This is a genomic window from Afipia clevelandensis ATCC 49720 (assembly GCF_000336555.1).
GTDB lineage: Bacteria > Pseudomonadota > Alphaproteobacteria > Rhizobiales > Xanthobacteraceae > Afipia > Afipia clevelandensis.
The window spans coordinates 1,437,574-1,464,275 of record NZ_KB375281.1 but is presented as its reverse complement, the minus strand read 5'-3'; the positions used below and the strand labels follow the sequence as shown (position 1 = coordinate 1,464,275).

The 26,702-nt window shown below is 62.4% G+C and carries 29 protein-coding genes and 1 tRNA gene; 20 read left to right on the top strand and 10 right to left on the bottom strand.

The annotated features are described in order from the left end of the window. The first annotated feature begins 111 nt into the window (after positions 1-111). Positions 112-1,848, top strand: coding sequence for a methyl-accepting chemotaxis protein (locus HMPREF9696_RS06745; protein ID WP_002712221.1), 1,737 nt, complete (start codon positions 112-114; stop codon positions 1,846-1,848). An 81-nt stretch (positions 1,849-1,929) separates the two neighbouring features. On the opposite strand, the gene HMPREF9696_RS06740 is transcribed toward HMPREF9696_RS06745, so the two are convergent. After that, positions 1,930-2,589 (bottom strand): peroxiredoxin, encoded by a 660-nt coding sequence (locus tag HMPREF9696_RS06740; RefSeq protein WP_002712220.1) that lies wholly within the window; start codon positions 2,587-2,589, stop codon positions 1,930-1,932. Positions 2,590-2,969: 380 nt separating this feature from the next. Here HMPREF9696_RS06740 and HMPREF9696_RS06735 point away from each other — a divergent pair, with 380 nt between their 5' ends. Then, entirely contained in the window at positions 2,970-3,566 is a 597-nt protein-coding gene (locus HMPREF9696_RS06735; protein WP_002712219.1) for a hypothetical protein, read from the top strand. A gap of 27 nt (positions 3,567-3,593) precedes the next feature. On the opposite strand, the gene HMPREF9696_RS06730 is transcribed toward HMPREF9696_RS06735, so the two are convergent. Further along, positions 3,594-5,468: an alkaline phosphatase family protein gene (locus tag HMPREF9696_RS06730; protein ID WP_002712218.1), complete on the bottom strand. Its 1,875-nt coding sequence runs from the start codon at positions 5,466-5,468 to the stop codon at positions 3,594-3,596. 166 nt (positions 5,469-5,634) lie between these two features. Here HMPREF9696_RS06730 and HMPREF9696_RS06725 point away from each other — a divergent pair, with 166 nt between their 5' ends. From HMPREF9696_RS06725 to HMPREF9696_RS06715, 3 genes are read left to right on the top strand one after another with little or no spacing between them, the layout of a single operon-like run. Beyond that, on the top strand, positions 5,635-7,650 hold the full coding sequence (locus HMPREF9696_RS06725) for an acetyl-CoA carboxylase biotin carboxylase subunit (protein WP_002712217.1): 2,016 nt from the start codon (positions 5,635-5,637) through the stop codon (positions 7,648-7,650). A gap of 7 nt (positions 7,651-7,657) precedes the next feature. Continuing rightward, entirely contained in the window at positions 7,658-8,524 is an 867-nt protein-coding gene (locus tag HMPREF9696_RS06720) for an isocitrate lyase/PEP mutase family protein (RefSeq protein WP_002712216.1), read from the top strand. A gap of 18 nt (positions 8,525-8,542) precedes the next feature. Then, entirely contained in the window at positions 8,543-8,842 is a 300-nt protein-coding gene (locus tag HMPREF9696_RS06715; RefSeq protein ID WP_002712215.1) for an acylphosphatase, read from the top strand. An 8-nt stretch (positions 8,843-8,850) separates the two neighbouring features. Here the strand turns inward: HMPREF9696_RS06715 and HMPREF9696_RS06710 are convergent, their stop codons facing one another. Continuing rightward, positions 8,851-9,702 carry a LysR family transcriptional regulator gene (locus HMPREF9696_RS06710; protein WP_002712214.1) on the bottom strand — a complete coding sequence of 284 codons (852 nt, stop codon included), beginning with the start codon at positions 9,700-9,702 and terminating at the stop codon, positions 8,851-8,853. Between the two features lie 111 nt (positions 9,703-9,813). Here HMPREF9696_RS06710 and HMPREF9696_RS06705 point away from each other — a divergent pair, with 111 nt between their 5' ends. Next, a complete protein-coding gene (locus HMPREF9696_RS06705; RefSeq protein WP_002712213.1) occupies positions 9,814-10,236 on the top strand; it encodes a tautomerase family protein in 423 nt (140 codons plus the stop codon). Between the two features lie 68 nt (positions 10,237-10,304). On the opposite strand, the gene HMPREF9696_RS06700 is transcribed toward HMPREF9696_RS06705, so the two are convergent. Further along, positions 10,305-11,837: a GNAT family N-acetyltransferase gene (locus HMPREF9696_RS06700; RefSeq protein ID WP_245259210.1), complete on the bottom strand. Its 1,533-nt coding sequence runs from the start codon at positions 11,835-11,837 to the stop codon at positions 10,305-10,307. A gap of 246 nt (positions 11,838-12,083) precedes the next feature. Further along, the gene (gene lipB / locus HMPREF9696_RS06695; protein ID WP_002712211.1) at positions 12,084-12,791 is read right to left on the bottom strand and encodes a lipoyl(octanoyl) transferase LipB; all 708 of its coding nucleotides are present in this window, start codon (positions 12,789-12,791) and stop codon (positions 12,084-12,086) included. Between the two features lie 60 nt (positions 12,792-12,851). Here lipB and HMPREF9696_RS06690 point away from each other — a divergent pair, with 60 nt between their 5' ends. The 3 genes from HMPREF9696_RS06690 (at position 12,852) to HMPREF9696_RS06680 (ending at position 13,759) form a co-directional block, all read left to right on the top strand. Next, complete coding sequence (locus tag HMPREF9696_RS06690) at positions 12,852-13,094, top strand: FliM/FliN family flagellar motor switch protein (protein ID WP_040301864.1); 243 nt, start codon at positions 12,852-12,854, stop codon at positions 13,092-13,094. A gap of 110 nt (positions 13,095-13,204) precedes the next feature. After that, positions 13,205-13,289, top strand: a tRNA-Leu gene (locus HMPREF9696_RS06685). Between the two features lie 185 nt (positions 13,290-13,474). Next, entirely contained in the window at positions 13,475-13,759 is a 285-nt protein-coding gene (locus HMPREF9696_RS06680; protein ID WP_002712209.1) for a hypothetical protein, read from the top strand. A gap of 65 nt (positions 13,760-13,824) precedes the next feature. On the opposite strand, the gene HMPREF9696_RS06675 is transcribed toward HMPREF9696_RS06680, so the two are convergent. Both HMPREF9696_RS06675 and HMPREF9696_RS06670 read right to left on the bottom strand, forming a co-directional pair. Then, entirely contained in the window at positions 13,825-14,994 is a 1,170-nt protein-coding gene (locus tag HMPREF9696_RS06675) for a polysaccharide deacetylase family protein (RefSeq protein ID WP_002712208.1), read from the bottom strand. 60 nt (positions 14,995-15,054) lie between these two features. Beyond that, complete coding sequence (locus tag HMPREF9696_RS06670) at positions 15,055-15,861, bottom strand: polysaccharide deacetylase family protein (protein ID WP_002712207.1); 807 nt, start codon at positions 15,859-15,861, stop codon at positions 15,055-15,057. A 367-nt stretch (positions 15,862-16,228) separates the two neighbouring features. On the opposite strand from HMPREF9696_RS06670, the gene HMPREF9696_RS06665 reads away from it, so the two are divergent. From HMPREF9696_RS06665 to HMPREF9696_RS06650, 4 genes are all read left to right on the top strand, one after another. Next, positions 16,229-16,876, top strand: a complete 648-nt coding sequence (locus HMPREF9696_RS06665; protein ID WP_002712206.1) for a hypothetical protein — start codon at positions 16,229-16,231, stop codon at positions 16,874-16,876. 271 nt (positions 16,877-17,147) lie between these two features. Then, on the top strand, positions 17,148-17,465 hold the full coding sequence (locus tag HMPREF9696_RS06660; protein WP_002712205.1) for a helix-turn-helix domain-containing protein: 318 nt from the start codon (positions 17,148-17,150) through the stop codon (positions 17,463-17,465). Between the two features lie 8 nt (positions 17,466-17,473). Further along, a complete protein-coding gene (locus HMPREF9696_RS06655) occupies positions 17,474-18,292 on the top strand; it encodes an aldo/keto reductase (protein ID WP_002712204.1) in 819 nt (272 codons plus the stop codon). A 73-nt stretch (positions 18,293-18,365) separates the two neighbouring features. After that, positions 18,366-19,172: a YdcF family protein gene (locus tag HMPREF9696_RS06650; RefSeq protein ID WP_002712203.1), complete on the top strand. Its 807-nt coding sequence runs from the start codon at positions 18,366-18,368 to the stop codon at positions 19,170-19,172. Positions 19,173-19,362: 190 nt separating this feature from the next. Here HMPREF9696_RS06650 and HMPREF9696_RS06645 read toward each other — a convergent pair whose 3' ends face one another. Together HMPREF9696_RS06645 and HMPREF9696_RS06640 are read right to left on the bottom strand one after the other, a co-directional pair. Then, positions 19,363-19,653: a DUF3253 domain-containing protein gene (locus HMPREF9696_RS06645; RefSeq protein ID WP_002712202.1), complete on the bottom strand. Its 291-nt coding sequence runs from the start codon at positions 19,651-19,653 to the stop codon at positions 19,363-19,365. Between the two features lie 22 nt (positions 19,654-19,675). Continuing rightward, positions 19,676-20,356: a DUF599 domain-containing protein gene (locus HMPREF9696_RS06640; protein WP_002712201.1), complete on the bottom strand. Its 681-nt coding sequence runs from the start codon at positions 20,354-20,356 to the stop codon at positions 19,676-19,678. Between the two features lie 136 nt (positions 20,357-20,492). Here HMPREF9696_RS06640 and HMPREF9696_RS06635 point away from each other — a divergent pair, with 136 nt between their 5' ends. The 5 genes from HMPREF9696_RS06635 to HMPREF9696_RS06615 all read left to right on the top strand — a co-directional run bounded on the left by HMPREF9696_RS06635 (position 20,493) and on the right by HMPREF9696_RS06615 (position 23,548). Next, complete coding sequence (locus HMPREF9696_RS06635) at positions 20,493-21,149, top strand: glutathione S-transferase family protein (RefSeq protein WP_002712200.1); 657 nt, start codon at positions 20,493-20,495, stop codon at positions 21,147-21,149. Between the two features lie 9 nt (positions 21,150-21,158). After that, positions 21,159-21,524: a YidB family protein gene (locus HMPREF9696_RS06630; protein WP_002712199.1), complete on the top strand. Its 366-nt coding sequence runs from the start codon at positions 21,159-21,161 to the stop codon at positions 21,522-21,524. A gap of 284 nt (positions 21,525-21,808) precedes the next feature. Next, positions 21,809-22,000, top strand: coding sequence for a hypothetical protein (locus HMPREF9696_RS06625; protein ID WP_002712198.1), 192 nt, complete (start codon positions 21,809-21,811; stop codon positions 21,998-22,000). A gap of 70 nt (positions 22,001-22,070) precedes the next feature. After that, complete coding sequence (locus HMPREF9696_RS06620; RefSeq protein ID WP_040301230.1) at positions 22,071-23,054, top strand: hypothetical protein; 984 nt, start codon at positions 22,071-22,073, stop codon at positions 23,052-23,054. A gap of 56 nt (positions 23,055-23,110) precedes the next feature. Continuing rightward, complete coding sequence (locus tag HMPREF9696_RS06615; RefSeq protein WP_002712196.1) at positions 23,111-23,548, top strand: DUF1489 family protein; 438 nt, start codon at positions 23,111-23,113, stop codon at positions 23,546-23,548. A 1-nt stretch (position 23,549) separates the two neighbouring features. Here the strand turns inward: HMPREF9696_RS06615 and panC are convergent, their stop codons facing one another. Continuing rightward, positions 23,550-24,401: a pantoate--beta-alanine ligase gene (panC, locus tag HMPREF9696_RS06610; protein WP_002712195.1), complete on the bottom strand. Its 852-nt coding sequence runs from the start codon at positions 24,399-24,401 to the stop codon at positions 23,550-23,552. 184 nt (positions 24,402-24,585) lie between these two features. On the opposite strand from panC, the gene HMPREF9696_RS06605 reads away from it, so the two are divergent. Further along, the gene (locus HMPREF9696_RS06605) at positions 24,586-25,506 is read left to right on the top strand and encodes a division plane positioning ATPase MipZ (RefSeq protein WP_002712194.1); all 921 of its coding nucleotides are present in this window, start codon (positions 24,586-24,588) and stop codon (positions 25,504-25,506) included. 324 nt (positions 25,507-25,830) lie between these two features. Beyond that, positions 25,831-26,679, top strand: a complete 849-nt coding sequence (locus HMPREF9696_RS06600) for an alpha/beta fold hydrolase (protein WP_002712193.1) — start codon at positions 25,831-25,833, stop codon at positions 26,677-26,679. Positions 26,680-26,702: the final 23 nt, after the last annotated feature.

The window sequence follows — 26,702 nt, the reverse complement described above, 5'->3', positions numbered from 1 at the left end:
ATCCTTCTTTTTTCGCCGCGTCCGATCGCCTAGCGAACAGTTAATGAAACGGTAAACATAAACTGTCAGAGTGTCTCGATTTTTATCGGAATGCTTTGAAAGGGCGATGCAATGGCATTCGGTTCCGGGAAGAAATCCCCTGATTTTCTGAAGTTCAAATTGGGCGCGAAAGCCACGATTTGCGCGGCGCTGCTGATTGCGATCACCACCTCGATGGTGGTGGGCGCGGCCTACTGGTCCCTGAGCAAGGAGTTCGAGGCGCGCGGCAAGTCTGATATCGAAACCAGTCTGCGCACACTGGCGCTGGCTTTCGCCGAAACCACGCCCGATGCCAAGGTCGTCATCAAGGACGGCAACCTCAGCCGCGCCGAAATCCCGGCGATGCCGGATTTCAAGGATCACAAGACGGTGGATCGCGCCGTATCCTATGTCGGCGGCAATGCGACGATTTTTGTCTATGACGACGCGAGCAAGGAATTCGTCCGCCGCACGACGAACGTCAAGAAAGAGAACGGCGACCGCGCCGTCGGGACAAAGCTGGCCCCGGATCATCCGGCGCAGGCGATCGTGCGGGCCGGTCAGACCTACAAGGGCCCGGCGGTCCTGTTCGGCAAGAGCTTCATGACGGCGTATCAGCCGGTATTCAATGCGGCGGGGAAGGTGATCGGCATTCTCTATGTCGGAATTCCGACTGACCCGCTTGACGCGATGCTTCAGCACGCCATGGCGATGATGGTGGCCGCCGCCGTTGTCGGCGCGTTGCTTGTTCTAGGCCTGACAATGCTGCTGGTGCGCAGCGTGACACGTCCGCTGCGGTCCGTCACCGATACGCTGACCTCGCTTGCGGAAGGCAACCCCAACGTCGCGATCGAACACGTCGATCGGTACGACGAGATTGGCTCGATCGCCCGCACCATCGGGGTGTTCAAGTCGAACTCGCTGGAACGCCGCCGCCTCGAAGCGGAACGAAAGAGCGCGGAGGCGGAATCCGCCGAAAGGCGAAAAGCCGAATTGAGAAACTTCGTGGATGAATTCCAGTCCAACGTCGGCGGCATCGTCAAGAAGGTGCTTCATTCATCAGGCGAGTTCGAGACTGCGGCGCAAAACTTGACGGACACTGCGCGCAGTACGGCGCATCTGTCCCAGGCCTCCGCCAGCGCCTCGACACAGGCCTCGGAGCATGTGCGCAACGCCGCGGCGGCCTCGGAGGAACTCACCAGCTCCATCGCGGAAATCAACCGCAGGGTTCAGGAATCCAATGGGATTACCTCCAGCGCGGTGAAGCAGGCGGCCGCGACCGACGAGCGGATGGCGGAATTGTCGCGCGCGGGTGATCGCATCGGCGATGTCGTAAAACTCATCACCTCGATTGCCGAACAGACCAATCTGCTTGCGCTCAACGCCACCATCGAGGCGGCGCGGGCCGGCGAAGCGGGGCGCGGCTTTGCCGTGGTCGCACAGGAAGTGAAGAACCTTGCGGGACAGACTGCAAAGGCGACTGACGAGATCGCCAGCCATATCGTCAATATGCAGTCGGCGACCCAGGAGTCGGTGTCTGCGATCAAGGCAATCGGGCACACCATCGAGCAGATCAGCGATATCGCCACGTCCATCGCCGCCGCTGTGGAACAGCAGGGCGCGGCAACCCAGGAAATCGCAAGAAGCGTTCAGGCGGCGGCAAGCGTCACCAGCGAAGTCGCGGTCAATGTCGGACAGGTCGCCGATGGCGCGAAGCAGACCGGCGAGACGTCGGACGGCATCCTCGTCTCGGCACAGGCTCTCAGTGGCGAAAGCCTCCACCTTCAGGCGGAGGTCGAGCGCTTCCTCAATGATGTGCGGGCGGCGTGATCGGCCAAGCCATTCGTCAGTGAAATGAAAAGGGGACGCGGCTGCGTCCCCTTTTTGTATTGCTTGTATTGTGACCCGCGATCACTTCGGCTGCGGAACGATCCGGATGTAGGGCTTCGGCGATTTCCAGCCGCCGGGATAGATCGTCTTGGCTTCCTCATCGGAAACCGAGCCGGCGATGATGACGTCTTCGCCCTGTTTCCAGTCGGCGGGCGTCGCCACGCGATGCTTGGCGGTAAGTTGCAGGGAGTCGATCACGCGCAGGATTTCGTCGAAGTTGCGTCCGGTGGTCATCGGATAGACCAGAACCAGCTTCACCTTCTTGTCCGGGCCGATGATGAACACGGTCCGCACCGTGGCGTTGTCGGCGGCGGTGCGGCCATCGGCGCCGCCGGCGGTGTCTGCCGGGAGCATGTTGTAGAGCTTGGCGACCTTGAGGTCGGTGTCACCGATCATCGGATAGTTCGGTGCATAGCCTTGGGTTTCCTTGATGTCCTCGCCCCATTTCGCGTGACGGTCCACGGGATCGACGCTGATGCCCATCAGCTTGACGCCGCGCTTGTCGAATTCCGGCTTCAGGCGCGCCAGCGTGCCGAGTTCGGTGGTGCAGACCGGGGTGAAGTCCTTCGGGTGCGAGAACAGCAGCGCCCAGCTATTGCCAATCCAGTCATGGAAATGAACGCGCCCTTCGGTGGTGTCGGCCTCGAAATCGGGGGCCACCGCGCCAATCTGGATCGTCATGAATCTGCCTCATGTACTTAGAGTTTCTAGGAAATTTGGTGTCTCACCCTACATCGCTCCCTGTCTTTTCGCGAGAGGGATGGCAAAAACGACAAGTTCTTTCCAGGCGCGCAAGGGTTTGCAGCAGGCTCTGCTCTTTTCAGGCGGATGACTGAAAATTCATCCCCGGCGCCCGGCGCGCTCACTTTTTTGCAATGCCTCGAATTTGTCTTTGATGCGCCGCAACGCCGCCGGTTCCCGTTGTCATGAATGAACCTCGCGGGCGGTCAGTGCGACCAATCCGCAACCATAAGGAAAAGAAGCGGCACCCGAATCGCTTTCTTAATGCTTCGTTTACGTCCGCGTGAAAATGCTGCAGGACACAACAAGAGAATAGTAACATGACGTCCGCCCAGATCATCTCCAATGCCCCGCTTTCCGACCTGATCCGGAAAATCGAAACCGGCCTCACCGCAGACCGCGATGTCTCGGCTCACGCGCTTGCTTTTGTGCGCGATGGCGTGATTACGGGTGAGGGGCCGACGACCACGGGCCGGATTCATTTCTCCCGCGCGCTGGATGCCGCTGACGCCGCCTGGTGCGCGCGCATTCTCAATGCCGCCGCCAACACCAACGAGCCGGTCAGCCGCGCCGAAGCCGAAACGCTGTTCGAGATCAACCGCGCCGCAAGCGAGCGCACTGACGACGGCCAGTTCGACGATCTGTTCGCCAAGGCCATCGTCCATCACGCTGCTGCGGCCTCCGGGCTGCCCGTGCCGCCGCGTTCGGTTGCGCTGTCGCCTGAAACCGCGATCGAAAGCTGGGCGCCGACCACCGCAGTCGGCGTCAACATCGAAGTGCTGGAATGGATCGCCAGCCAGATGCGCGGCACCCGCCGCAACAACCGCGCGCTGATGCGGCTGGTCGCGACCCTGATCGGCGCGGCGACCATGCCGCTCGCTCATACGCTGCCGAACGTCTTCGACCTCGGCATGTAAGGCTTCAAAGTTAGAGAACGGCAGGCGCTATCTGGCGCCTGCCGTTTTTGTTGTCTCCGGCAGTCCGACGGTCCGGCCCGGAAATCCCGCCACATCGAAATAGCGCTGGTCCAGCACCCGCTGGAATTGCAGCACCGTCCGCAGGCCATTGGCCGCGGGCTTGCCGGCGATGGTGCCGGTGTAGCTCTTCGGCGTGACGCCGTTCGGCATGGCTTCCGTCATCACACGCCCGATCAGTGAACCCTTCGCCTTGCGCTTGAGGCCGAGAAGATGAGCCGCGGTGATGCCGACATCGGCGTTGCTGACCGGCAGGTCGCTGGCAAAGCCGGCTTTGAAATCAGGACCGATGGCCGCCATGAAGTTCATGGTGTCGCCGCGGCTGAAACTGCCATGCATGCCCTGGCCTTGCCGCAGAATGGTATCGGCAATCGAAATCGAGCACAGTGTCGGCTCGTCACACCCCTTTGCGTAGGAGCGGAAGTTGACCACGATGGCCGGGTGCGGCGTCACGGCCTTGCCCTTCAGATTTAGCGGGGAGAGGGGCAGCGTGCCGGGAAAACGCCCCAGGCTGTCCTCGACGAAAATGCCGCTGACGTAATCCTGCTCGAGCAGCGCCTTGACCGTGCGGCCCGCCAGCTTGCGGTCCTTGTTCGGGACATAGATCAGATCCGATCCGCCGTTGGTGGCGACGACGAGATCGGGCTTGAGCGGGTCCTTGCCGAGCAGGCCGTTGCCGGCCCTTGGATATTCATTCGCACCGACCGGCGCATTCTTGTTGTTCGGAGCGAACAGCGGCAGGACCAGCGCCTTGGCGAGATCGAGCGCGAGGAAGCCGAGCGGAAGAAAGCCTTCCGGCGTGTCGGGATAGGTATTCTTCACCGTCGAACTGGTCTTGCTCTCCTTGGAGATGGTCGAGAAGCCGTGATCGGCCGACACGATGATGTTGGTGGTGGCTGCGAGGCCGAGATCGTCAAGCGCCCTGCGCAATTGCGCGAGGTTGTTGTCGGCATTTTTGATAGCTGCGAGCGATGAGGGGCCGTTGATGCCCGGAACCACGCTGTTGAGGCTGTCGCCCTGGTTGTGCTGCGTGCCGTCGGGGTCGCGTGACCAGAACACCAGCACGAATGGCTTGTTGCGGGCCTTGAACATCGGCAGCACGACCTTGCTGGCGACATCCGCGAAGTAGTCCTGCTGCTTGGTGTTGGCGACCGTCGTGCCGGGCGTCTTGGAGTTGCCCGCCTTGCCATTGTCGCCGCGTCCCGGCGCGGCATCCGGAAGATTGGCCGCGGTTAGCGCTGCTTTCATTTCGTCGGAGAGGGGAATCCCGATCAGCTTGCCGTCCTTCTCGGTCGCCCCGGTCTGGTCGTCGATGGTGATGGTTTTGGTGCCGGTGCGCTCGGTGTGATCGAACAGCAGCGTGGGGCCGACCTTGCCGATTGCGGCGGTGCTGAACCCGGCCTCGCGCGCAGCCTTGAGCAGGGTTTCCTCGTTGAGGTAGTCACCGTTGAACTGCTCGTCGATCTCCCGCAGAATCTGGTCGTGCTCGATGAAGGGCACCACCGTGCCAGCCTGGCTCGCGACCGAGGTGACCGGCTTGCCGGTGTAGATCGAGTTGCTGAAGGTGCCGGTGTCGCCGAGGTAGTGCCCGGTGGACATGCCCGAGGCGTTGGCCATGGTGAAGGTCGGGAACAGCGAATGGGGGTTCTTGAAATTCACCCCCTTGTCGCGCACGGCGGCCATGGCCGGGGCCGTTTCCGGGGTCACCTTGAGCGCCCGCAGGCCGTCGGGGATAAACAAAATCAGGTTGCGGGGCTGGCTGTTTTGGGCGAAAGCCGGGGGCGCGAAGCTGGCGGACGACAAGGCCAGAAAACCGAAGCAAAAGAGCATTATGGAGCGACGCATGGGAGACTCGCTTTCGGACGATTTGCCGCTCAGGGCAGCTATGCCGGACGGTAGCTTGGTGTAGTTTCTGTCGGCGACAGAATTGTTACAACCGGTCCCGCATGCCAGATTGCGGCTTAGGGCTGCCTGGCCCGAACCCGCCGTTCCTTAAGGTCCAGATCACTCCATGTTCAAAAAGATACTGATCGCCAATCGCGGCGAAATCGCTTGCCGGGTCATCAAGACCGCGCGCCGGATGGGCATCAAGACGGTCGCCGTCTATTCGGAAGCCGACCGCGACGCGCTTCATGTCGAGATGGCCGACGAGGCGGTCTTCATCGGGCCGCCGCAGGCTGCCGAGAGCTACCTGGTCATGGACAAGATCGTCGAGGCCTGCCGCAAGACCGGCGCCGAGGCGGTGCATCCGGGCTACGGCTTCCTGTCCGAGCGCGAGGCGTTCCCGCGCGCTCTCGCAGCCGCCGGGGTGGTCTTCATCGGACCGAACCCCGATGCCATTGCCGCCATGGGCGACAAGATCGAATCCAAGAAGGCGGCGGCCAAGGCCAAGGTTTCGACCGTGCCCGGCTTCCTCGGGGTAATCGAGGACGGCAAGCACGCCGTGAAGATTGCCGACGAGATCGGCTATCCGGTCATGATCAAGGCGTCCGCCGGCGGCGGCGGCAAGGGCATGCGCATTGCCCATTCCAGGGACGAGGTCGAGGAAGGCTTCAACCTCGCCAAGGCCGAAGCCAAGGCTTCGTTCGGTGACGATCGCGTATTCGTCGAGAAATTCATCGTCGATCCGCGCCACATCGAAATCCAGGTGCTGGGCGACAAGCATGGCAACGTGATCTATCTCGGTGAGCGCGAATGCTCGATCCAGCGCCGCAACCAGAAGGTGATCGAGGAAGCGCCATCGCCGCTGCTCGATGAAGCCACCCGCCGCAAGATGGGCGAGCAGGCCGTCGCGCTGGCCAAGGCTGTGAACTACGATTCCGCCGGGACAGTGGAATTCGTCGCGGGGCAGGACAAGAGCTTCTACTTCCTCGAAATGAACACCCGCCTTCAGGTCGAGCATCCGGTGACCGAACTCATCACCGGTATCGACCTTGTGGAACAGATGATCCGCGTTGCGGCGGGCGAAAAGCTCACGCTGGCGCAGAAGGACGTGACGCTGACGGGCTGGGCCGTGGAATCGCGTGTCTATGCAGAAGATCCCTTCCGCAACTTCCTGCCGTCGATCGGACGGCTGGTGAAGTATCGTCCGCCCGCCGAGAGCAAGGTGGACGACATCACCGTGCGCAACGACACTGGCGTGCAGGAAGGCGGCGAAATCTCGATCTACTACGATCCGATGATCGCCAAGCTGGTGACTCACGCCTCATCGCGCGCCGCCGCCATCGAGGCGCAGTCGCAGGCGCTCGATGCGTTCTATGTCGACGGCATTCGCCACAATATTCCATTCCTCTCGGCGCTGATGAATCATCCGCGCTGGCGCGAGGGCAATCTCTCCACCGGCTTCATCGCCGAGGAATTTCCGGGCGGCTTCACGGCGCGCACGCCGGAAGGCGATATCGCCAGCAGCATCGCGGCGATCGCGGCGGCGGTGGATCATGTGATCGGTGCGCGCAAGCGGCAGATTTCCGGCCAGATGCAGGGCCGGGCGGTTTCGCGCGAACGCCGCCGCGCGGTCTGGCTCGATCGCAACGAGGTGCTGCTCGAGGTCGGACGCGAAGGCGACGACATCGCGGTTCGCCTGATCGGCGCGGATGGCAATGCCGGTCAGCCGGTGCTGTTGCGTTCGCAGTGGAAGCCGGGCGAGCCGGTCTGGTTCGGCACCATCGGCGGCCGGCCCGCTGTGGCGCAGGTCCGTCCGCTGCCGAATGGTTTCCGCATCGCCCATCAGGGCTTCGAGATTCCGGTTCAGGTCTATACCGAGACCGAAGCGGCTGCCGCGCGCCTGATGCCGGTGGTCTCCGCCGCCGACACCGGCAAGAAGGTGCTGTGCCCGATGCCAGGTCTGGTGATCTCTATCGCCGTGACCGAAGGGCAGGAGGTCAAGGCCGGTGAAACGCTCGCCGTGATCGAGGCGATGAAGATGCAGAACGTGCTGCGGGCCGAGCGCGACGGCGTGGTGAAGAAAGTCGCCGCGACGCCGGGCGCGACGCTCGCGGTCGATGCGCTGATCCTCGAATTCGCTTGAGGTATCCATGGTCCCGCAGGAAAAGCGCGAAGCGTTCCGGGCGATCCTGTCGGGCAAGGACGTCATCAAGCCGGGATCGGTTTACGATCCGATCTCGGCACGCATTGCTGAAGATGTCGGCTTCGAGCTTGGCCTGTTCGGCGGCTCGGCAGCCTCGCTGACCATTCTCGGCGATCCGGATCTGTTGCTGATCACGCTCTCTGAACTCGCCGAGCAGGTGCGGCGCATCTGCCGCGCCGGAAACATTCCGGTGCTGGTCGATGCCGATCACGGTTACGGCAACGCGCTGAATGTCCGCCGCATGGTGCAGGAACTGGAAGCGGCCGGCGCGGCGGGTCTCACCATCGAGGACACGTTGCTGCCGCAGGCCTATGGGCAGGCGAAGCCGCAGGTGATTTCGATCGACGAGGGTGTCGGCAAGATGAAGGCCGCGCTCAGTGGCCGTTCCGATCTGTCGCTTGTGATTGTCGGCCGCACCGGTGCGGCGGCGATTACCAATATCGAAGATGCGGTGGCGCGTGCAAAAGCCTATGAGACAACCGGCGTCGATGCGCTGTTCTTCACCGGGCTGAAGACACGCGCCGAATTGCAGGCCATTGCCGCCGCGACCAAGCTGCCGATCATCATGGGCAGCGCGGACGGCGAACTTGCCGATACCGCATTTCTCGCCAGCCAGCGCGTGCGTGTCGCCAATCAGGGACATGCGCCGATCGCCGCAGCAACCCAGGCGGTTTATCAGACACTGAAGGAACTGCGTGACGGAACATCGCCGAAAAACCTCAAAGGCTTACCATCCAGCGAACTGACGAATCGCGTGATGCGCGACGCCGCCGTGAAGGCGCGTATCGCGGAGTTTCTGGGGTTGAAGAAGTAACGCCATACAGGTGCTGCGATGGCCGATGTCATCCGCCACATCGTCGTGAGAGGCAAGGTGCAGGGCGTCGGTTATCGCGCATGGCTTGCGGACGAGGCCGAGACGTGCGGACTTGGCGGCTGGGCGCGCAACCGCAAGGACGGTTCAGTCGAAGCTGTGCTGTTCGGATCGGATGATATCGTCGCCGCGCTGATCGAAAAATGCCGGCACGGTCCCGGCATGGCGCGCGTGTCCGTTGTGGATAACCAGCCAGCCACAGAGGACATGCTGAAGCTGCGCGGCGTCGGCGAAATGTTTTCCGTTCTTCCGACGATGTGAAACGCGGGCTACCTTGCAGCCTCCTTGCGGAAGGTCGCGGCGAGAATCCGCAGCGCCGCACGCTTCGAGGCATCGCTGACGCGCGAATAGAGCATCACTTTCGATGCGCCGAGTGTCGGGAGGCCGAACGCCATTCCGACATCGACCATGCCGGCCGGCGCGATCCGCTTCGCGAGCGGCGCAACGGCAAGTCCAGCCGCCGCGGCAGCCACGACCGCGCTGACACCGCCGCCGATGAAGGCTTCGGTCCATTTGACTCGGCGCTTGTCGAGTGCGCGAATGGCCATTGCGCGCACGCCGCAGGGCGCGGCGAGGGCCGCGACAGGCAGCGTTTCGCCCTTGCTCCAGCGGAACGACGGCGATGCGAACCATCCGAAGTCGTCGGTGCAGAGTGTTTCTCCGCCGCGGCGGCTACCTTCCTGCCGCACCACCACGGCGTCGAGGTCTCCGTTGTCGAACGCATCGAGCAGCGTGCGCGAGAAGTCGATGGTGACAGCCAGCGTCAGCGACGACGATGCGTCATTCATCTTTTCAAGAATGGGGACGAGTTCAGGACCGGCGGCATGATCGCTGATGCCAAGCGTCAGTTGTTGAATGATCGGCGCCGATCCCGACAGCGCCCGGTCATGAGCCGTCATCAAGGCGCGGGCGTATTCCTGAAATTCAGTACCGTCCGCGGTGAGACGGACTGCGCGGGGCGAGCGTTCCACCAGACGCTTTCCGAGTGCCGCTTCCAGCCGTTGCAGCTTCATGCTGACGCTGGCCTGCGTCGTGCCGAGCACCTCGGCGGCGCGGGTGAAGCTCTGCAACTCGGCCACCAGCAGGAAGGCCTGTACCGTCGGGATATCGAGCGTGGTCATTTCATCATCATGTATCGTTATGATTGATATTACATAACATAAGATACCAATATGATGCGGAGAGGTCTAGCTTCCTGTTACGCGCTGATGCGCAAGACAGGAGACACGACCATGCCCCTCATTACAGTCCAGTACACCTCGCAACGTCAGGTTCCCAAGGCCGACATCGCCGCCGCCGTCACCAGGTTGTCGGCTGACATCCTGCACAAGGACCCGAACGTCACGGCTGTCATCGTGCAGTCCGTCGATCCGTCGGACTGGTTCGCGGGCGGTCGCTCGCTGACCGAGCAGAAGCTCGCCAGCGTTTGGGTCGACATCCACATCTCGGATGGCACCAACAGCAAGGACGAGAAGGCGGATTTCATCGCCGCTACCTTCAAGACGATGGATGACCTGCTCGGGCCGCTGCACAACGAGAGTTATATCTACGTGCACGATGCGCGCGCGGATGCTTACGGTTTCGGCGGGTTGACGCAGGAGCGCCGCTATATCGCCGGCAAGCTCGCAGTTGCGCCGCGCAGTGCGGCGGCGTGACCGAAGCCGCTATCGTTGCGGTCATGGCCCGGGCAAACCCGGCCATGACTGGCAACGGACGCCACGTCTCAGGAAAGACTTTGATCGACGCCGATGTTCGGAGCGGCTTTCAGGATGCTGTTGCGCTGGACCAGCGCCAGTTCGTAGTCCGGCTTCAGCGCAATGGCTGAATTGAAACTCGCAAGCGCGTCCCTCGCGCGCCCGAGATGCTGAAGCGCGACGCCCCGGTTGTAGTGAAGCATGGGCGCGGCAGGTTGAAGGTCGATCGCCCGTGCGATCTGACGTTCCGCGGCCTCAAACCTGTGCTGCTGGAGCAGAAGGACGCCAAGAAGGTAGGCCGCCTCGGCGTGTTTGGGTTCGGACTCCAGAATAGACCGATAGGCTTTCTCGGCTTCCGCGATCCGGCCGCGCTGGTGAAGGATCTTCGCAGTGGTGAGATCAGCCGGCACGTTGCGGCGCTCGCTTGCGTCGAGCTTCTTGAGTAACCGTGTGGCCTCTGCGTGCCGCGGATCGGCTTCGAGAATCTGCCTGCAGGCGCGCGCCGCGCCAGCAAGATCACCGTCCTTTTCCATCCGCATGGCGCGGCCAAGAACCACCGGCACGCTCAGGGGTTCGAGCGTGCCGCGCAGGTTGCGCAGGTCCTGTGTGCTGATACGCAGGCATTCGACCCGCCGTTCGATACCGCCGAAATCATATTTGTAGGGAAAGTCTCCGGTCTGCAGGTCATAGACCTTGAAGCCGTTCTCGATGCCCCAGCGCACGCATTGCAGATGCAGCACGAAGCCGGGAGGCGGGCGCTTGACGTTACGATCGCGTCCGTTGAGCAGGCTGATCAGCGACTTGTTCTTCCAGTCGATCAGGCTGGCCTGAATGCCGATCCGGTGATCGCCTTGCCAGAGCATTGGCAGATACAGCGCGTTGTCGACGAAGCAGCAATGCAGCATGTTGCGGAAGTTCGCCATCATGCCAATGGGCAGGCGCGGATTGTAGCGCGCGGCGAGCTTTTCCGCCCATTGCAACTCCCAGAATTTCAGCAGCGCCTCGATGTCGTCGCTGATCGTATCGGGTGTAGGGGTTGTGATCCTGTATTCGCCGTCCTCCGCCTGCCGAAGCGCGGCACGCGCATTTCGCCGCGCTTTCGCGTCGAGCCGCTCATAGAGGAAGGCGTCCCAGCTCTCGGGAAGGTTCACATAGACATAGATGTCGTGGTCGATACCGTCGCCATCGTCGGGGCGCTGAACCTTCTCGGTGACGAAACCGGGTGAGGAAAATTGACTCAGGAACAGATTGAGACGGTCCGGCGATGCAAAGACGTTTTCCAGGTGCAGCCGCGACCAGTTCAGTTGCTTCGTCCGGTCCGCAAAAGCGGTGATGGCATCTTTCTCAAACTGCGGATCACAGATGAAACCGGTGTAGCCGGCGAAATAGCCGCCGCCGGTGCGCAGTTCATTGCGAAAGCTGCCGTCGCGGTTCTGTTCGGTTCGCAATTGCAGCGGGAGGAAGCCGACGTAATCCGGTGAAGTGGCGGTGGACTTCGCGCCGAGAACGATCCACTGGCAGCCGAGTTTCTCGAACCATCCGGCGATCCATGTCCATGACATGTAAAGCTGCGCTTCGGGGTCCGCTTGATACACAGCCTCCCAATTGCTCCGAATGCGGAGCAATGCGTCCCGGCTTGTGATGACATCCACATGCATGGCGTTGACCTTTGCCCCTGAGAGCGACGGCACACGAATGAGCGGTGTCTGCGGACGATAGCGGTCTGTCTAAAATTCCCTGCGCATTTCCAGATTGCGGCCTGATTACGCCACGGACGGCCAGCGCTGGCAAGCCGGGACCGATGGCCGTCAGGCCCCGAAGACCTCTTCAAAAGCCTGCTTCAGGGCCACATCCACGTCGTGCATCGTGACCGGCAGGCCGAGATCGACAAGGCTGGTGACGCCGTGGCGCGGGTCCTGCACGCCACAGGGGACGATTCCCGAGAAATGCGACAGGTCCGGCTCGACGTTGATCGAAATGCCGTGAAGGCTGACCCAGCGTTTCAGACGCACGCCGATGGCGGCGATCTTGTCCTCGTGGGTGGGGCCTTTCTCCGGCCGCGCCACCCAGACGCCGACGCGATCCTCCCGCCGTTCGCCCCGAACATTGAAGGCGGCGAGGGCGCGGATCGTGAACTGTTCGAGGCTGGCCACATAGGCGCGCACATCCGGGCGGCGGCGCTTGAGGTCGAGCATCAGATAGACCACCCGCTGGCCAGGCCCGTGATAGGTAAACTGTCCGCCGCGGCCGGTGGCGAACACCGGAAACCGGGCGTCGATCAGGTCGTCCGGCCGGGCGCTCGTGCCCGACGTGTAGAGCGGCGGGTGCTCCAGCAGCCAGACCAGTTCAGGGGCGTGACCGGCAGCGATGTCCGCGGCCCGTTGCTCCATGACGTCCAGCGCCTCCTGATAGGCCACCGGCGAATCGGCGACCCGCCATTCGGCGGGAGGGCCGGACCGGGCGAAAAACGACGTTAAGGCAGGGTCTTCGCGCCGGGTCTGAAGGGCATTAACCATTGGGTAACCATAACCGTGGTGATCTGGAGCTATCGTTCATTTGTGGATGCGGAAGTCAAAGTGCCAACCCTCGATAACGTCTCCGTCGATCTGATGGTGGTTCTCGGAACCACCTCGATGCCGATCCATCAGGTGATGCGCCTGAGCCGCGGCGCGATCATCGAACTGGATGCGACGGAGCAGGACGAGGTCAAGGTGCTGGCCAACAACCTGCCGGTCGCCAGCGGGGTGGTGGTGGTGAACCGCAATCGAATTGCGGTCGAAGTCAAGCAGATGCTGCCCCGGGCGTCGGACCACAGATAGTCCGCAAACCATTGGATAAAGCCTTGTTCTGGCTCTTGTCCGTCCAATCCTGATTTGTTACACGGGCGCCGTCGATCCGCTCCGGGCACGAATCCCGGGCCGGTCTTCTAGCGCTCGTGGCGGAATTGGTAGACGCGCTGCCTTGAGGTGGCAGTCCGTAACAGGGTGGGGGTTCGAGTCCCTCCGAGCGCACCACACCTCAAAAATCATTGAAATTGTTCCGTTTTCGGTTCCAGTCAGCATCTTTGCTGTTATCGGCTGGTGGATTCCGGCCGCATGGGCGTTCCACACCCAAGGACTCCGCCGTTTTCCGATGTTCCTCAGGAACACGCTTGCGTTTGTGCTGTTGGCAAGGCGGCAGGAAACAACAGGAGAGACGTATGAAGAAGGTCTTGGTTGCAGGAATCTGCGCGCTGGCTCTGACGGCGACCGGCGCGATGGCGCAGAACGCGGAAGGTCAGGGTGGCCAGCCGAGTGCGAAGTCTGGGGGAATGAAGCCAGGCAAGGACATGAAGGCGGGCGGCGCCATGCGCAACAACAGCTCGAACACGACCGGAATGTCGAAGCAGGATCGGGCGACGGTGCCGGGTTCATTGAACGCCGGCGGAACGTCGCAGACATCGCCGAACACCGTTCAGCCCGGCGCCAGCAAGGAAGGCAAATAGCCTGAGCGCGCACGCGGCAGATTCGCCGATCGAATTTCAGCCGCCCGGTCTTGCCGGGCGGCTTTTTAGCGGATGTTAGGACCGGGAGGCCCGTCGGTACGGCTGCCGGTCTTGATCGGCTTGACGACGGGTGCGGACATCACCTCGTTCTTGCGGACGGGATGAGACTGGGGGAGCCGCGTCAGGCTTTGCTTTTTCGCCGCCATCACGCCCATTGGCCGCGGTCCCTTGCCATGCAGAGCGAGAGCCGATGAGGCATGCGGGATCAGCGCAGCCGCGCGTGCAGGCTTCTGCCGCATCAGCCAGACCGAACGCATTGATCGCGAGGCATTGTGGAGCGGCGTCTCAACAGCGCCGAATGCAAAGACCGCCGGCGCTTTCGCCGCGACCGCCGGGCCATGAATCCAGTGAGGCACCCACTGCGCAGGCTCGGTCGGTGTCTTGGGCCGATCCGGCGTCGCGGGCACGACGTGAACAATCCTGTACCCCCGCGCCTTGAGTTGTTGAAGGATCACGGGAAGGGCCGCCTGCGTGCGCGCCTGGATATCGTGCAGCAGCAGCACGCCTTTGCCCTTTGCCTCGAGCCGCGACAGCGCGTAGTTCACCACCTGCGTCGAGGAAATGTGCCGCCAGTCGTCGGCGGGGAAATCCGCGCTCCAGGTCATGAGGCCGCGCTTGCTGAGTTCAGCCTCGAGCAGGTCGCCGCGGCGCAGGCCGGGAATGCGAAAGAACGGCGCAAGCTGGGAGGCGTCGCCAAGAGCAGCCGAGACATGGGCGATGCCGTCGTCGATTTCTGCCGCCATGCGTTCGGGCGGCAACTTGCCGAAGAAGGTGGGATGATTTTCGCTGTGGGTGCCGATGGTGTGGCCCGCGTCACGGACCCGGCGCACATCCTGCGGAAACTCCTTCGCCATGCGCCCGACCATGAAGAAAGTCGCCTTCACGCATTCCGAGGCAAGGATGTCCAGGATGGCATTGGTATGGGCGGGAAGCGGTCCGTCGTCGAATGTCAGGACGACCTCGTGGTCCTGGAGCGGCAGCGTCTCGCCATACTGCATGGTGCCGATCCGTGGATGTTCCTTCGGATCCACGACGATGGTGCGCGAGGTGCCGAGCGCGTTCGGATTGCCGGGGCAGGCCTCGGCATGGGCCGTCGCGGGTACCAGGCTCGTGGCCGCCGTGAGCAGGCCAAGCGCCAGCAATGTCGTGCGATTGAGGATGAGTGTTCGGCGCATGGAGAACCTGTGAGCAGGGCACACCGCCGATGGCTTACCGCCAGTGCTGTGAACGCCGGATTAATTCGCGCGAACCGGGCGCGATTGCTCGTTCATGGAGCTTTTGATCGCGCGGGGCGCAGCCAGATGAACGACCTTGTAGCCGTTCCGCCGCAGATACTGCAGGAAGGCGGGCAACATTTTGGCGGTCTGTGCCTTGGTGTCATGGAAAAGGACAATCCCTTTCCCTTCATAGTCGAGCCGCTGGATGATCAGGTTCAACTGCTGCTCCGGCGTCATGGGATTCCAGTCGCTGGCCCAGAGGTCGGCGCCGAAGACCGCGATGCCGCGCGACTGCAGACTGGTCAGCAAAGCGGGCGTCGACGCAAAGCCGGGAAAGCGGAAAAACGGTGTCGAAGGGACGGATGTCGCGACGCCATGCAGCGCCTTTTCATCGGCGGCGATCCCGCGATTGATCTCCTCGATCGCCTGTGCCTCGCCGATCCTGTCGAGCGGGCGGTGCGACCAGGTGTGATGACCGATGCTGTGGCCGCCGGCTGCGATCAATCTGACGATGCCCGGATTGGCTTCGGCATTCCGCCCGATCAGGAAGAACGTCGCCCGCACGCATTCGCTGGCGAGTGCGGCCAGAATCTTGGTGGTGGTTGCAGGGAAGGGGCCGTCGTCAAAGGTCAGCACCACTTCCTTGTCCGCAAGCGGCAGCGTTTGCGGAAAGCTCTTGAGCCCGATGCGGGGAAATGCCTGCGGATCGAGCGTCATGACACGCGAGGTGCCGAGCGCGTCCTTGCGCGGACAGTCGGCGGCGTGCGCGGCCGTCACGAACGACGACGCCAGCAGCGCAAACATCACGGCTTTCGACGCGGTCATCACGGAAGAGTCCTCAACGGCACTGCGGTTCGTCGCTGCACATTTAGCACCGGCTGCGCCGATGTCGATTGGCAGGCGGTGAAATGCACTGCAAATCAGGGTTGTTTCGTGACATGAGGCGCGCTCATTCATCGGCGCCGGCGCCTCGTAACCGCCTGAAACGTTAATGCTACCCGTTTCGGCATGGGTTCGATGCGTCAGCATCGGGGCTTGTCATCTGTGTGCCTCATTGTCGCCATCCGTGCCGATAAAACACACTCTGTCGCATGCCGCGAAACGCCTTGAGCCGCGCGGCTTCCTACACCTTCGCGATCCGGACCTTGCCCGATGCGGCCGTCCGTGACGCATATTTCCGGAGCTAAAAATTTTGATCCGAACCATCACCGCCGTGGCGGCGCTGTGTGCGCTGTCATCGCTGGCCGAAGCGCGCGTTCGCACGCCGGCCGTTTCGCCCGAATGCAATGTCACCATGCCGTGCATCGGTGTCGACAATCCCGTCCATGCCCGTCAGCGCAAACAGCGCCGCGCAGAGCCTTCGTTGTCCATGATGGAGCCATCGCCGCGCCTGAGCCGCCGCCAGCAGCGCGCGCTTCAACGCGCGCAGCGCGCAATGTTTGAACCTGCCCCGCCGCGCACGGCTGCCTCGCGCGCTGCCGCTGCATCGGAAGGCTATTCTGCCGGCCTTGTCGGGCCGCTTGCCGCCAAGCTCGCCTCCATTCAGGCGGCCTGTCCGGGCACGCATGCGATCTCGGGTGTCCGTCACACGCGCATCGCCGGAACGCGGCGCATGTCGCTTCACGCGCAAGGCAAGGCGGTGGACGTGCGCGGGCCTTATGGCTGCATCTACGCGCAGCTCAAGGGCTGGAGCGGCGGCTATTCGACCGACGCCGGCCGCGTTCAGCACATCCACATTTCCTACGACGCCGGCGGCGGCCGTGAGATGGGGCTGCGCTTCGCGCACGGCGGTGGGCACCGGCGCCATTCGTGGCGCAACGCCTACGCGCGCATGAGGTAATCAAAATAGCGCCGTCCGGAACCTCAACTTTCCGGACGGCGAGTGGAGTGGATTTGACACTCGCTGTCCGTCTCCCCGGGGATTCGCAAAGCGAGTGTCAAATCCAAACTCCACCCAGAATTTACAGTTTGCTGGTGGTCCTTTGATTCTAACATTCGCTGAGGTGCCTGCGTAAATGGGAGGCGAATGTTAGAATCGGACCACCAGAGCCATCTTGTTAACCCGCGATTAACCACGCGGGCCGACCCTTCAGGATCACGGAGGGTTGCACATGCAGCGGCTACGGCTGAAGGCGGACGGGCGGATCGTCGAACTGCGTGACGGGCGGGAAGCGCCGCTGGTTCCCGACATGCCGAACGTTGCACCGGCGGCACCGCAGGGAACTCCTATTGTGCGGGATTTGCGCCTGCGCGCCAAACTGACCCAGGCCGAATTCGCCGCGCGCCTTGGCGTTCCCCTTGAGACCATCCGCAACTGGGAGCAGGGTAAGCGCTCGCCGCGCGGACCGGCCCGCGCGCTGCTGACAGTTATTGCGCGCGAACCCGAGATGGTTTTCGCAGCGCTCGCGCAGAGAGATACGCCGCGCTGAGGCAGGACATGCAGACCGTTGAGGCAAATGGCGCCAGCATCCCGGCAATCGGCCTTGGGACCTGGGAGTTGCGCGGGCGCACCTGCGCGCGGCTTGTCGAGCAGGCGCTGCGGCTTGGTTATCGCCATATCGACACCGCGCAGATGTACGAGAACGAGCGCGATGTCGGCGAAGGCGTGCGCGCCTCCGGCGTCAGGCGGCCGGATGTGTTCGTGACCACCAAGGTCTGGACCACGCATTTTGCGCCGAACGATCTGCTGCGCTCAACGAAGGAAAGCCTCGTTCATCTGCGCATGAGCGAGGTCGATCTGCTGCTTCTGCACTGGCCGAATCCGCAGGTACCGCTGGAAGAGACACTCGGCGGTCTTGCCGAGGCGCAAAGGCTCGGTCTGACGCGCCATATCGGCATCTCGAATTTCACGGTGGCGCTGATCGAGGAGGCGGTTGCAAAGTCGCCTGCGCCGCTGGTCTGCAATCAGGTCGAGTATCACCCCTATCTCGACCAGGCCAAGGTTCTGGCCGCCTGCGGCGCGCACGATCTGGCGCTGGTGGCCTACAGCCCCGTGGCGAAAGGCCGTGTCAAGAATGCGGAAGTGCTGACGCGGATCGCGGCACGCTATCGGAAGACGGCGGCGCAAATCTGTTTGCGCTGGCTGATCCAGCAGGGCGTCGTCGCCATTCCACGCACCTCGAAAATCGAACGCCTGTCGGAAAATCTCGCGATTTTCGATTTCGATCTGACCGACGAGGAGATGGGCGAGATCTTTGCCATGGGAACGCGCGGGGGCCGCATTGTCGATTTTGGTTTCGCGCCGAAATGGGATTGAGGGTGGCTTGATCTCGCGGCGATGATCGCCCAAGCAGAGGCAAGCATCCGAACTCGAAGGCCGCGCTGTCCGTATGTTTTTCAATCTTTCAAAAATAGCCGGCTTTTTCGTCGTGCCGTCCAACACGGTGGCGATCCTGTGCGCGCTTGGCGCGGTCCTGCTGCTTACGCGCCTGCGCAAGGCGGGGACGCGCATTCTCGCGCTCGGAATCCTTCTGCTTCTGGTGTGCGGATATTCGTCCCTCGGCAATCTGCTGCTGCTGCCGCTGACCGAACGTTTCCCGGCGTGGAGCGCGGCGGGCCGCACGCCCGACGGGATCATCGTTCTCGGCGGCTCCATCGACCCTGAACGCAGCCAGGCGCGCGGGTCGCTGGAAATGGATGCCTCCGCCGAGCGCATCGTCACGATGCTGCAACTCGCCCGCCGGTATCCGCAGGCGCGCATCGTGTTCAGCGGTGGCAGTGCAAATCTCATCCAGGAGGCGGTTCCGGAAGCGCCGATCGCGGGCGATCTGTTGCAGGATTTCGGAACGCAGGCGTCGCGGATCGTGCTGGAAAGCGACTCCCGCACCACCGCCGAGAATGCCGAGTTCACGCGCAAGCTGGTGTCGCCGAGGCCCGGCGAGCGCTGGCTGCTCGTCACGTCGGCCTTCCACATGCCGCGTTCCATCGGCGCGTTCCGCAAAGCGGGTTTCGACGTCGAGGCCTATCCGGTCGACTGGCGCACGCGCGGCTGGAGCGATGCCCTGATGCCGTTCACGGCACTCAGCGCCGGACTTGCCCGCACCGACGTTGCCGTTCACGAATGGATCGGATTGATCGCCTATTGGGCGAGCGGACGCAGCAGCGAATTGTTTCCGGGCCCTCGCAAGATCAACTAGGCGTAGTTCATTTTCGATGTATCGCCGCGTTCAGATGCGCTCCCTCTCCCGGTGGGGAGAGGGCTGGGGTGAGGGGATATCAATCTATCGAGAGATTCTACGCCCTCACCCGACTTCGCTGTCGCGAAGTCGACCTCTCCCCACGGGAGAGGTGGCAGAGCGATACGCCGGTTGATTTGACTGAAATGCTTCAGTCATGCCGGGGCAGGCCGAGGCGATAGACCCCGCGAAAATCGTTCGGGTCGGCGGGCTTGCCCTTGCGGTAGATCACCAGACGTCCGGCTTGCGCCAGCGCGACAGCGGACCTGCGGATCGGCACCAGGAGATCGTGCCAGTCATCACCCTCGGCAATGGCGTGAGCGATTTCCGGAGGGCTGAGGGTCTTTGTGCCCTCGCGCGCCAGCACGGCGAGGATGGCATCGTCCAGCGATGCAGGGGTGATTGTCGAATCGGGCTTGCTCATGACCATGCCATGACGCATCGGCGCGGCCGCGGCAATGATCTTATCGCGACATCGCGCGATAGGCGTCCGAGTCGAACTGCCGCCGCCACATCACAACGACGATCGCCAGCGTGGTTGCGATCAGCACCCACGGGCTGATGAACCAGCCGAGATAGCCCAGCGCGAACAGGAAGGCCCGCTGGCCGCGGTTGAAATGCCGTCCCGCCGACTGGAACAGCTTTGTGGTGCGCATCACATGCGACTGCGCTTCGGGCGTATCGTGCTTGTCCGCGAAAGGCATCGCGCCGAGCAGGATCGCCACATAGTTGAACAGGCGATAGGCCCATGAGAACTTGAAGAAGGCATAGACGAAGATCACGACCAGCCCGACGCATTTGATTTCCCAAAGGGCAGGCGAGCTGCGGATGCCGAACGGCAGGGTGGCAAGGACCGACATGGCTTCCTCGGTCGAGCGCAGCAATGTCAGTCCGACGCCGATCGCCAGCAAGGTCGTGGAAGCAAAGAAGGCGGTGCCGTTCTGCAGCGACGCCATGATCTGCATATCGACCATTCGGGCCTCGCGGTCGAGAATGCGCCGGACCCACACCTCGCGGTAGATGCTCATGCGGGCGTTCAGGCTGTTCGCGCCATGCGATGTGCGTTCCAGCGTGACCGCGTAGACCATCCACGCGGTGACGAAAAATGCGATTGCGATCAGATCGGCGGTTGCGAACAGATGCACGACTCAATGCCTTCCGGACAATGCCGTTACGATAGACAGGAAGCCGCCCGCTGCGAAGGGTTTTCAGCGCTTTGAGGGCTGGTTGCTTGTCGCGCGCCGGGCATGGCAAGATTGTTTGGAACGGAGGTTTTAATTCATGGCTTTGACGCTTGTGATCGGCAACAAGAACTATTCCTCATGGTCGATGCGGCCATGGATCGCGCTGAAGGGCGCGGGAATTGCCTTCGATGAAGTCGTCATTCCGCTCTACACAGGAGCCGCCGACAAGCAGCGTATTCTGGATGTGACCCGTTCGGGCAAGGTGCCTGCGCTGGTCGATGGCGATCTGACTGTGTGGGATTCGCTGGCGATCATCGAATACGCCGCCGAGCGGTTTCCGGACGCGAGGCTGTGGCCGCAGGACGTTGCCATGCGCGCGCATGCCCGTTCGATCTCCGCCGAAATGCATTCGGGCTTCATGCCGCTGCGCAACGAATGCGGCATGAACATCCATCGCCCGATCCGCGCCAAGCCGCTGTCGGACGATGCGAGGGCGAACATCGCGCGCATCCAGCAGATCTGGACCGAATGCCGGGCGCAATATGGCGGGCAGGGGCCGTATCTGTTCGGCGCGTTCAGCGGCGCGGATGCGATGTATGCTCCGGTGATCCACCGTTTCCGCACCTATGCCATCGAGGTGACGCCGCCAGTGCGCGCCTATATGGATGCGATGCTGGCCAATCCGGCATTTCAGCAATGGACCCGGGACGCGCTGGCCGAGACGCTGGTCATCGAACGATTTGAAACGGACTAGGAATGCACAATGGGAATCCTCGACATGCTCACCAGCGTGATGGCCGCCCGGGCCGCGAAAGAGCTCGATCCGGCGATCATTCCGATTGTCCTGAGCGAGGTGCTTGGCAAGGGCGGTGAGGGCGGCTTGTCCGCCATTGTCGCCAAGCTGCAGCAGGCGGGACTCGGCGATCAGGTGACCTCCTGGATCGGCAATGGTGCCAACCTGCCGGTCAGCGCGCATCAGATTCAGGAGGTTCTGGGAAGCGATGTGGTGAAGCAACTCGCCACACGGTTCGGCATTCCCGTGGATCAGCTTTCAACCGTTCTGGCGCAGGTTTTGCCGACCGCAGTCGACAAGGCGAGCCCCGGCGGGACGCTGCCGCACTCGGCATGAGCTTGCTCTGCTAACACACTGAACTTGCCCGCAAATCGTTTCGTGAGGGCGGCAAGGCAAAATTGCGGCATTGCACGGGGCTGAACCCTGCCTTGAGGCACCCGCAGGGCATCTAAATCCAGATTAAGATACTGTAATAAAAAGGTTATTTTGCTTCACCCTGTGTGCCGGTTTATCTGGCAAATAAGGCTCCGGCATGCTATACCATCCGCGGGCGTCAAACAGGCTTTGCCGGGGACAACCGCAAGCCGCCAAATGCGCGTATCGCGTGATGGAGCAGGGTGTTGAAGCACAAGTTCATCGTTGGAGAGACTGTCTATTTCACGGCCAGCAATGTGGCACGGCCTGCCGCGAGCGGAACCTATGAGGTGATCCGTCTGCTGCCGACGGATGGCGACGATTGTCAGTATCGTATCAAGAGTTCGACCGAAGCCTTCGAGCGCGTGGCGAAAGAAAGCCAGCTCGCCGTCGCCTGACGATTCCGCTCTGACGGAATTTCGCCGCGGTTGCGGCGCTTGGTCCGGTTCGTTGTGAAGGGATTCTCGCATGAACCGGGCCTGGGCATCATCAATCGAAAATCTATGGCATTCGCAGAGCTTGCCGATGTGGCTGACCATCGCCGCGGCGGGTTTCTTTGCGATTGTTCTCCTGGTGACGCTGTTTCGCGCCGAGCGCTCGGTCGCCAATGGCGCGCTCACCGTGATCACGCTGCTGGCCATCGGCATCGCCGTCACCATGATGCTGCGCGGGTCGGGCAGCGGCGCGTCGGCTGATCTGAAATCAGCGACGGTGTCCGCCGGTCCATCCCTTCCGGCTCTGGCCTGTCTGGATGGCCTTGCCGGCGAAAGCGTCGAGACGGCCTGCGAGAAGGCGCTGTTTGCCTCCGCCGATACCGCCGCAGCGGGCGTGTCCTATACCGCCGCACAGGTTTCGCGGCTGGCTGCATTTGGCAGCGCCGTGAACGCCAACAAGGCGATGACCCCCGAACTCAATGCACTGCGCCGGACCATTGAGCGCGATCGCTATGGTCTTGTCGCGCAGGTTCTCAAGACGCGGGAAGGGTGCTCGCTCTCGGCGCCGTGCCCGTTCTTCCAGTCGCTCACCAACTCGGCGCAGATTTCGTCGAACATGAGCGAAAATCTCTACGACAGCCTGATCGAACGCTATGCGGCATCATGGAACGCGCCGGCTGCGACCGCCGCAGCTCCGGCAGGCGCATCCACGGCCGCTGCGGCGGCGCTCGGTACCGTGCCGCCTCCCGGACGCCCGGTGTCGGGCGATTTCCCGAGCGCCGCCTCGATCCCGCCGATCAACATCATGACGCCTGAGCCTGCCGCACAAGGCTCGCAAGCGGCGCAGCGTCCCGCGGCGGAACCGGCTGCTTCACCGACGCCGCGCAGTTCCCCCGGAGCCGTGATCAATCCGCAGCCCGCGCCGACGGCCGCGAAGAAGGCCGCGCCTACGCAGCATAAATCGCGTGCACAAGCGCCGGTGCAGCTTGCGCCTCCCAAGCAGAGCGATGATAACTGATCGCTCATCCTCCAGTTGAAGCGTGATGCCCGGATATCGCGCGGACGCGATTCAGAATGCCATTGCACCTCATCAAGCTCAGTGTCGGCGCAACCTCGGTCAAGGATCTGAGGGGCTGGATCGCCGAGCGCGTGAAGCAGGCCAAGGCGAAGGGACAGCCCGCGCGCCACATCCATGTGACGCGCATGTCGCCGAAGCGCGTTGATGAAATTCTCGACGGCGGTTCGATCTACTGGGTCATCAAGGGCGAGATTGCCGCGCGCGAGAAGATCGTCGGCATCGAGCCGTTTCGCGACAAGGATGGTATTGGCCGCTGCCGCCTTGTGATGGAGCCGAAGCTGATTGCAGTGTCGCCGCGGCCGATGCGCCCGTTCCAGGGCTGGCGCTACCTCGATCCGAAAAGCGCGCCGCCCGATCTTGGCAAGGCTGCGGAGGGCGTCGCCGCGATGCCCGAACCGATGCGGCGCGAGTTGCGCGAACTGGGGCTACTTTAAGTTACGCCTTGATGTTGTCGATCAGCCGGGTGGTGCCGATTTTCGCGGCCACCAGCAATCGCACCGGGCCTTCACTGAACGATGCGATTGGCGCGAGGTTTTCGGCGTGCCGGGCCTCGAGATAGTCGAGCGCAAAGCCCGCCTCGCGAATGACCTTCGCTCCGTCCGCCAGCGCAGCCCTGAAATCGTCGCCCCCGCGCATGCGTTTCGATGTTTCCTTGAGCGTGCGGAACAGCACCGGCGCGGTGCGGCGCTGATCGGGCGAGAGATAGACGTTGCGCGATGACATCGCGAGGCCGTCGCGCTCGCGGATGATCGCACCGCCGATCACCTTTACGCCGAGATCAAGATCGCGCGCCATGCGCGTGACCACCTTGAGCTGCTGAAAATCCTTCTCGCCGAAGAACGCCATGTCCGGACGCACCTGCGTGAACAGCTTGGCGACAACGGTTGCGACGCCGCCGAAGAAATGGGGACGGAATTTGTCTTCGAGGCCGGCGAGGGCGGGCCCTTCCGGCGCAATGCGTGTGGCGAAGCCATCCGGATACATCGTTGTCACATCCGGATTCCAGACGAGATCGACGCCCTCGTCGGTGAGGCGCGCGATATCGTCCTTCCAGGTGCGCGGATAGGAGCCGAGATCTTCATGCGCCGCGAACTGAGTCGGGTTCACGAAGATCGAGACCGCGACTCGCTTTGCCCGCTTTTTCGCGAGCCGGACCAGCGACACATGGCCGTCATGGAGCGCACCCATGGTCGGCACGAGTGCGAGCGTGGCATTGCGCTTGCAGAGTTCGGCGCGGGCGCGGTGAAGGGATGAAAGTGAGCGGGCGACGATGGGGGAGCGGGTCATTCGTACCGGTGTCTGCGGCGGGTGATGATCGGATGGGTGCAAGTCTTAACAAAGGTCGTGAAGCCCGCCAACGACCAGACCCGGCATGGCAGCTTCGACAACGGATTCATCATGAAGATGGGTCAAAATTGAATTTCACTTGATTCTTTCTGGACTTGGCGGAAGATATCCACAGGGGTTCACGATGCTTCTGCAGACGAGTCAGGGTCAATCCGGGTCGGCGCATGTCGTCGTGCTGGGCAACGAGAAGGGCGGGTCGGGAAAATCCACGACCGCGCTCCACGTCGCCGTGGCCCTGTTGAAGGCGGGGCAGCGCGTCGCCACCATCGACCTCGACTCCCGCCAGAAGAGCTTCACCCGCTATATCGAGAATCGCCGGGCCTGGGCGCAGCGCAACGGCCTTTCGCTCGAACTGCCGCATCATTGCTGTGTCGCGCTCGGCTCCAGCATGCTGATCGGCGACAACGAGATGTCGGAATTCGAGCAGTTCTCGGCGGCGATCAGCGCGGTAGAGCGGACCTGCGATTTCATCGTGATTGATACGCCGGGCACGGACAATTACCTGATGCGCCTGGCGCACTCGATGGCCGACACGCTGGTGACGCCGATCAACGACAGCTTTCTGGATTTCGACGTGCTCGGGTCGGTCGATCCGGCGACCTATTCCGTGATCGGCGAAAGCCACTACGCCACGATGGTGAAGGTCGCGCGCAAGCAGCGCCGCGACCTCGACGGCGCGACGACGGACTGGATCATCGTGCGTAACCGGCTGTCGATGCTCGGATCGCGCAACAAGCAGTTGATCGCCGAAGGTCTCGATCAGTTGTCTTTCCGGCTCGGCTTCCGTCCCATCGACGGGTTTGCCGAGCGCGTGGTCTACCGCGAGTTCTTTCCGCGCGGCCTGACCGCGCTCGACGATCTGGACGAAGCTACACTCGGCACCCGGCCGAACATGGCCCATGTGACCGCCCGCGAAGAGGTCACAAGCCTGCTGCGCCAGCTCAAGCTCCCCCTCGACGAACGGGGCCGCCGCCGGGCCGCCACCCGGGCCGAATGGTTCGCCCAGGTTGATCGCCCGCTCGAAAATCATGGGCTTACCGCCTAAATCTCAGGCGGAGAGCGCCGGTTCCATGGCGCAAACTGGGTTCCGTCCGGGCCGGAGGCGGCAAATTCTTGATCCAAAGCAAGAACTTTTCGGCCAATTGATGCTTATTTATAGGTGATCCGTAGAGGACGACCGGCTTTTCGGGCGCGCTGGCACGTTTGATGCATCGCACAATTTGCTGGTCTATGTCAGAGACATGACGGGAATTTAAGCTGGTTTTGTCGCGTTCCTGTCATCATCTAACTAGACAAGGACGAAGGATTCTAAACACTATTGTGAAAGGGCCGACCGGCCGATGCCGGTTCAGGTGATTTCGAGGACGTCATGAAGCGCGGAATTTTTACCCTGCTTGGACTGTTTGCGATCCTGGTCGTCGCGTACTTCACCGCGAGCAAGTGGGCAATCCGTCACGAGACGCTGACGCTCTATGACGCGGCGCGAAACCGCGAGATCGACGTGGCGATCGCCGTGCGCCGTGACAAGGAAATGCAGGCTAACGCCGGTCTGCTCACCTTACCGGTCGCGATTGTGAACCACGGCAACACCGTGAAGTTCACCGAATACTCGTTCCTTGCGAACGTGCTCGCCGCGCGCGGTTATCTCGTCACCAGCATCCAGCATGACCTCGCAGGCGACGCTCCTCTGGTGACCAAGGTGGGCGAGCTGTATGTCGGACGCCTGCCCGTCTATCAGCGCGGCGTGGCGAATATCGAATTCGTCGTCGACCAGATGGAGAAAATCCAGCCGAACGCCGACTACGATCACCTGACGCTGGTGGGACATTCCAACGGCGGTGACATCTCGATGTATTTCGCCAAGATGCATCCGGACAACGTGAAGAAGGTGGTCACGCTCGATAATCTGCGCGTGCCGTTCCTGACCGACGGCAAGTTCAAAATCTTGTCGTTCCGTTCCAAGGACCCGCGATTTAAGGCAGACCCGGGCGTCGTGCCGGATAATGAGATTTGTGAGGAGTCGGGTATCACCGTGGTCAACACGGGCTTCCAGCATACCGACATGAGCGACCGCGGGCCTGACAACGTGAAGACCTCGATCCAGGGCGTGCTCGACAAGTTCCTGGAAAGCGAGAGCAAGCTCGCGCCGGTCGAAACCAAGAAGATCGCGGTGCCGAAGCCGGACTCTGTCGCGCAGATCGCACCCCCGATCAACTAAGGCAAATTCCTTTCTGAAAGTGG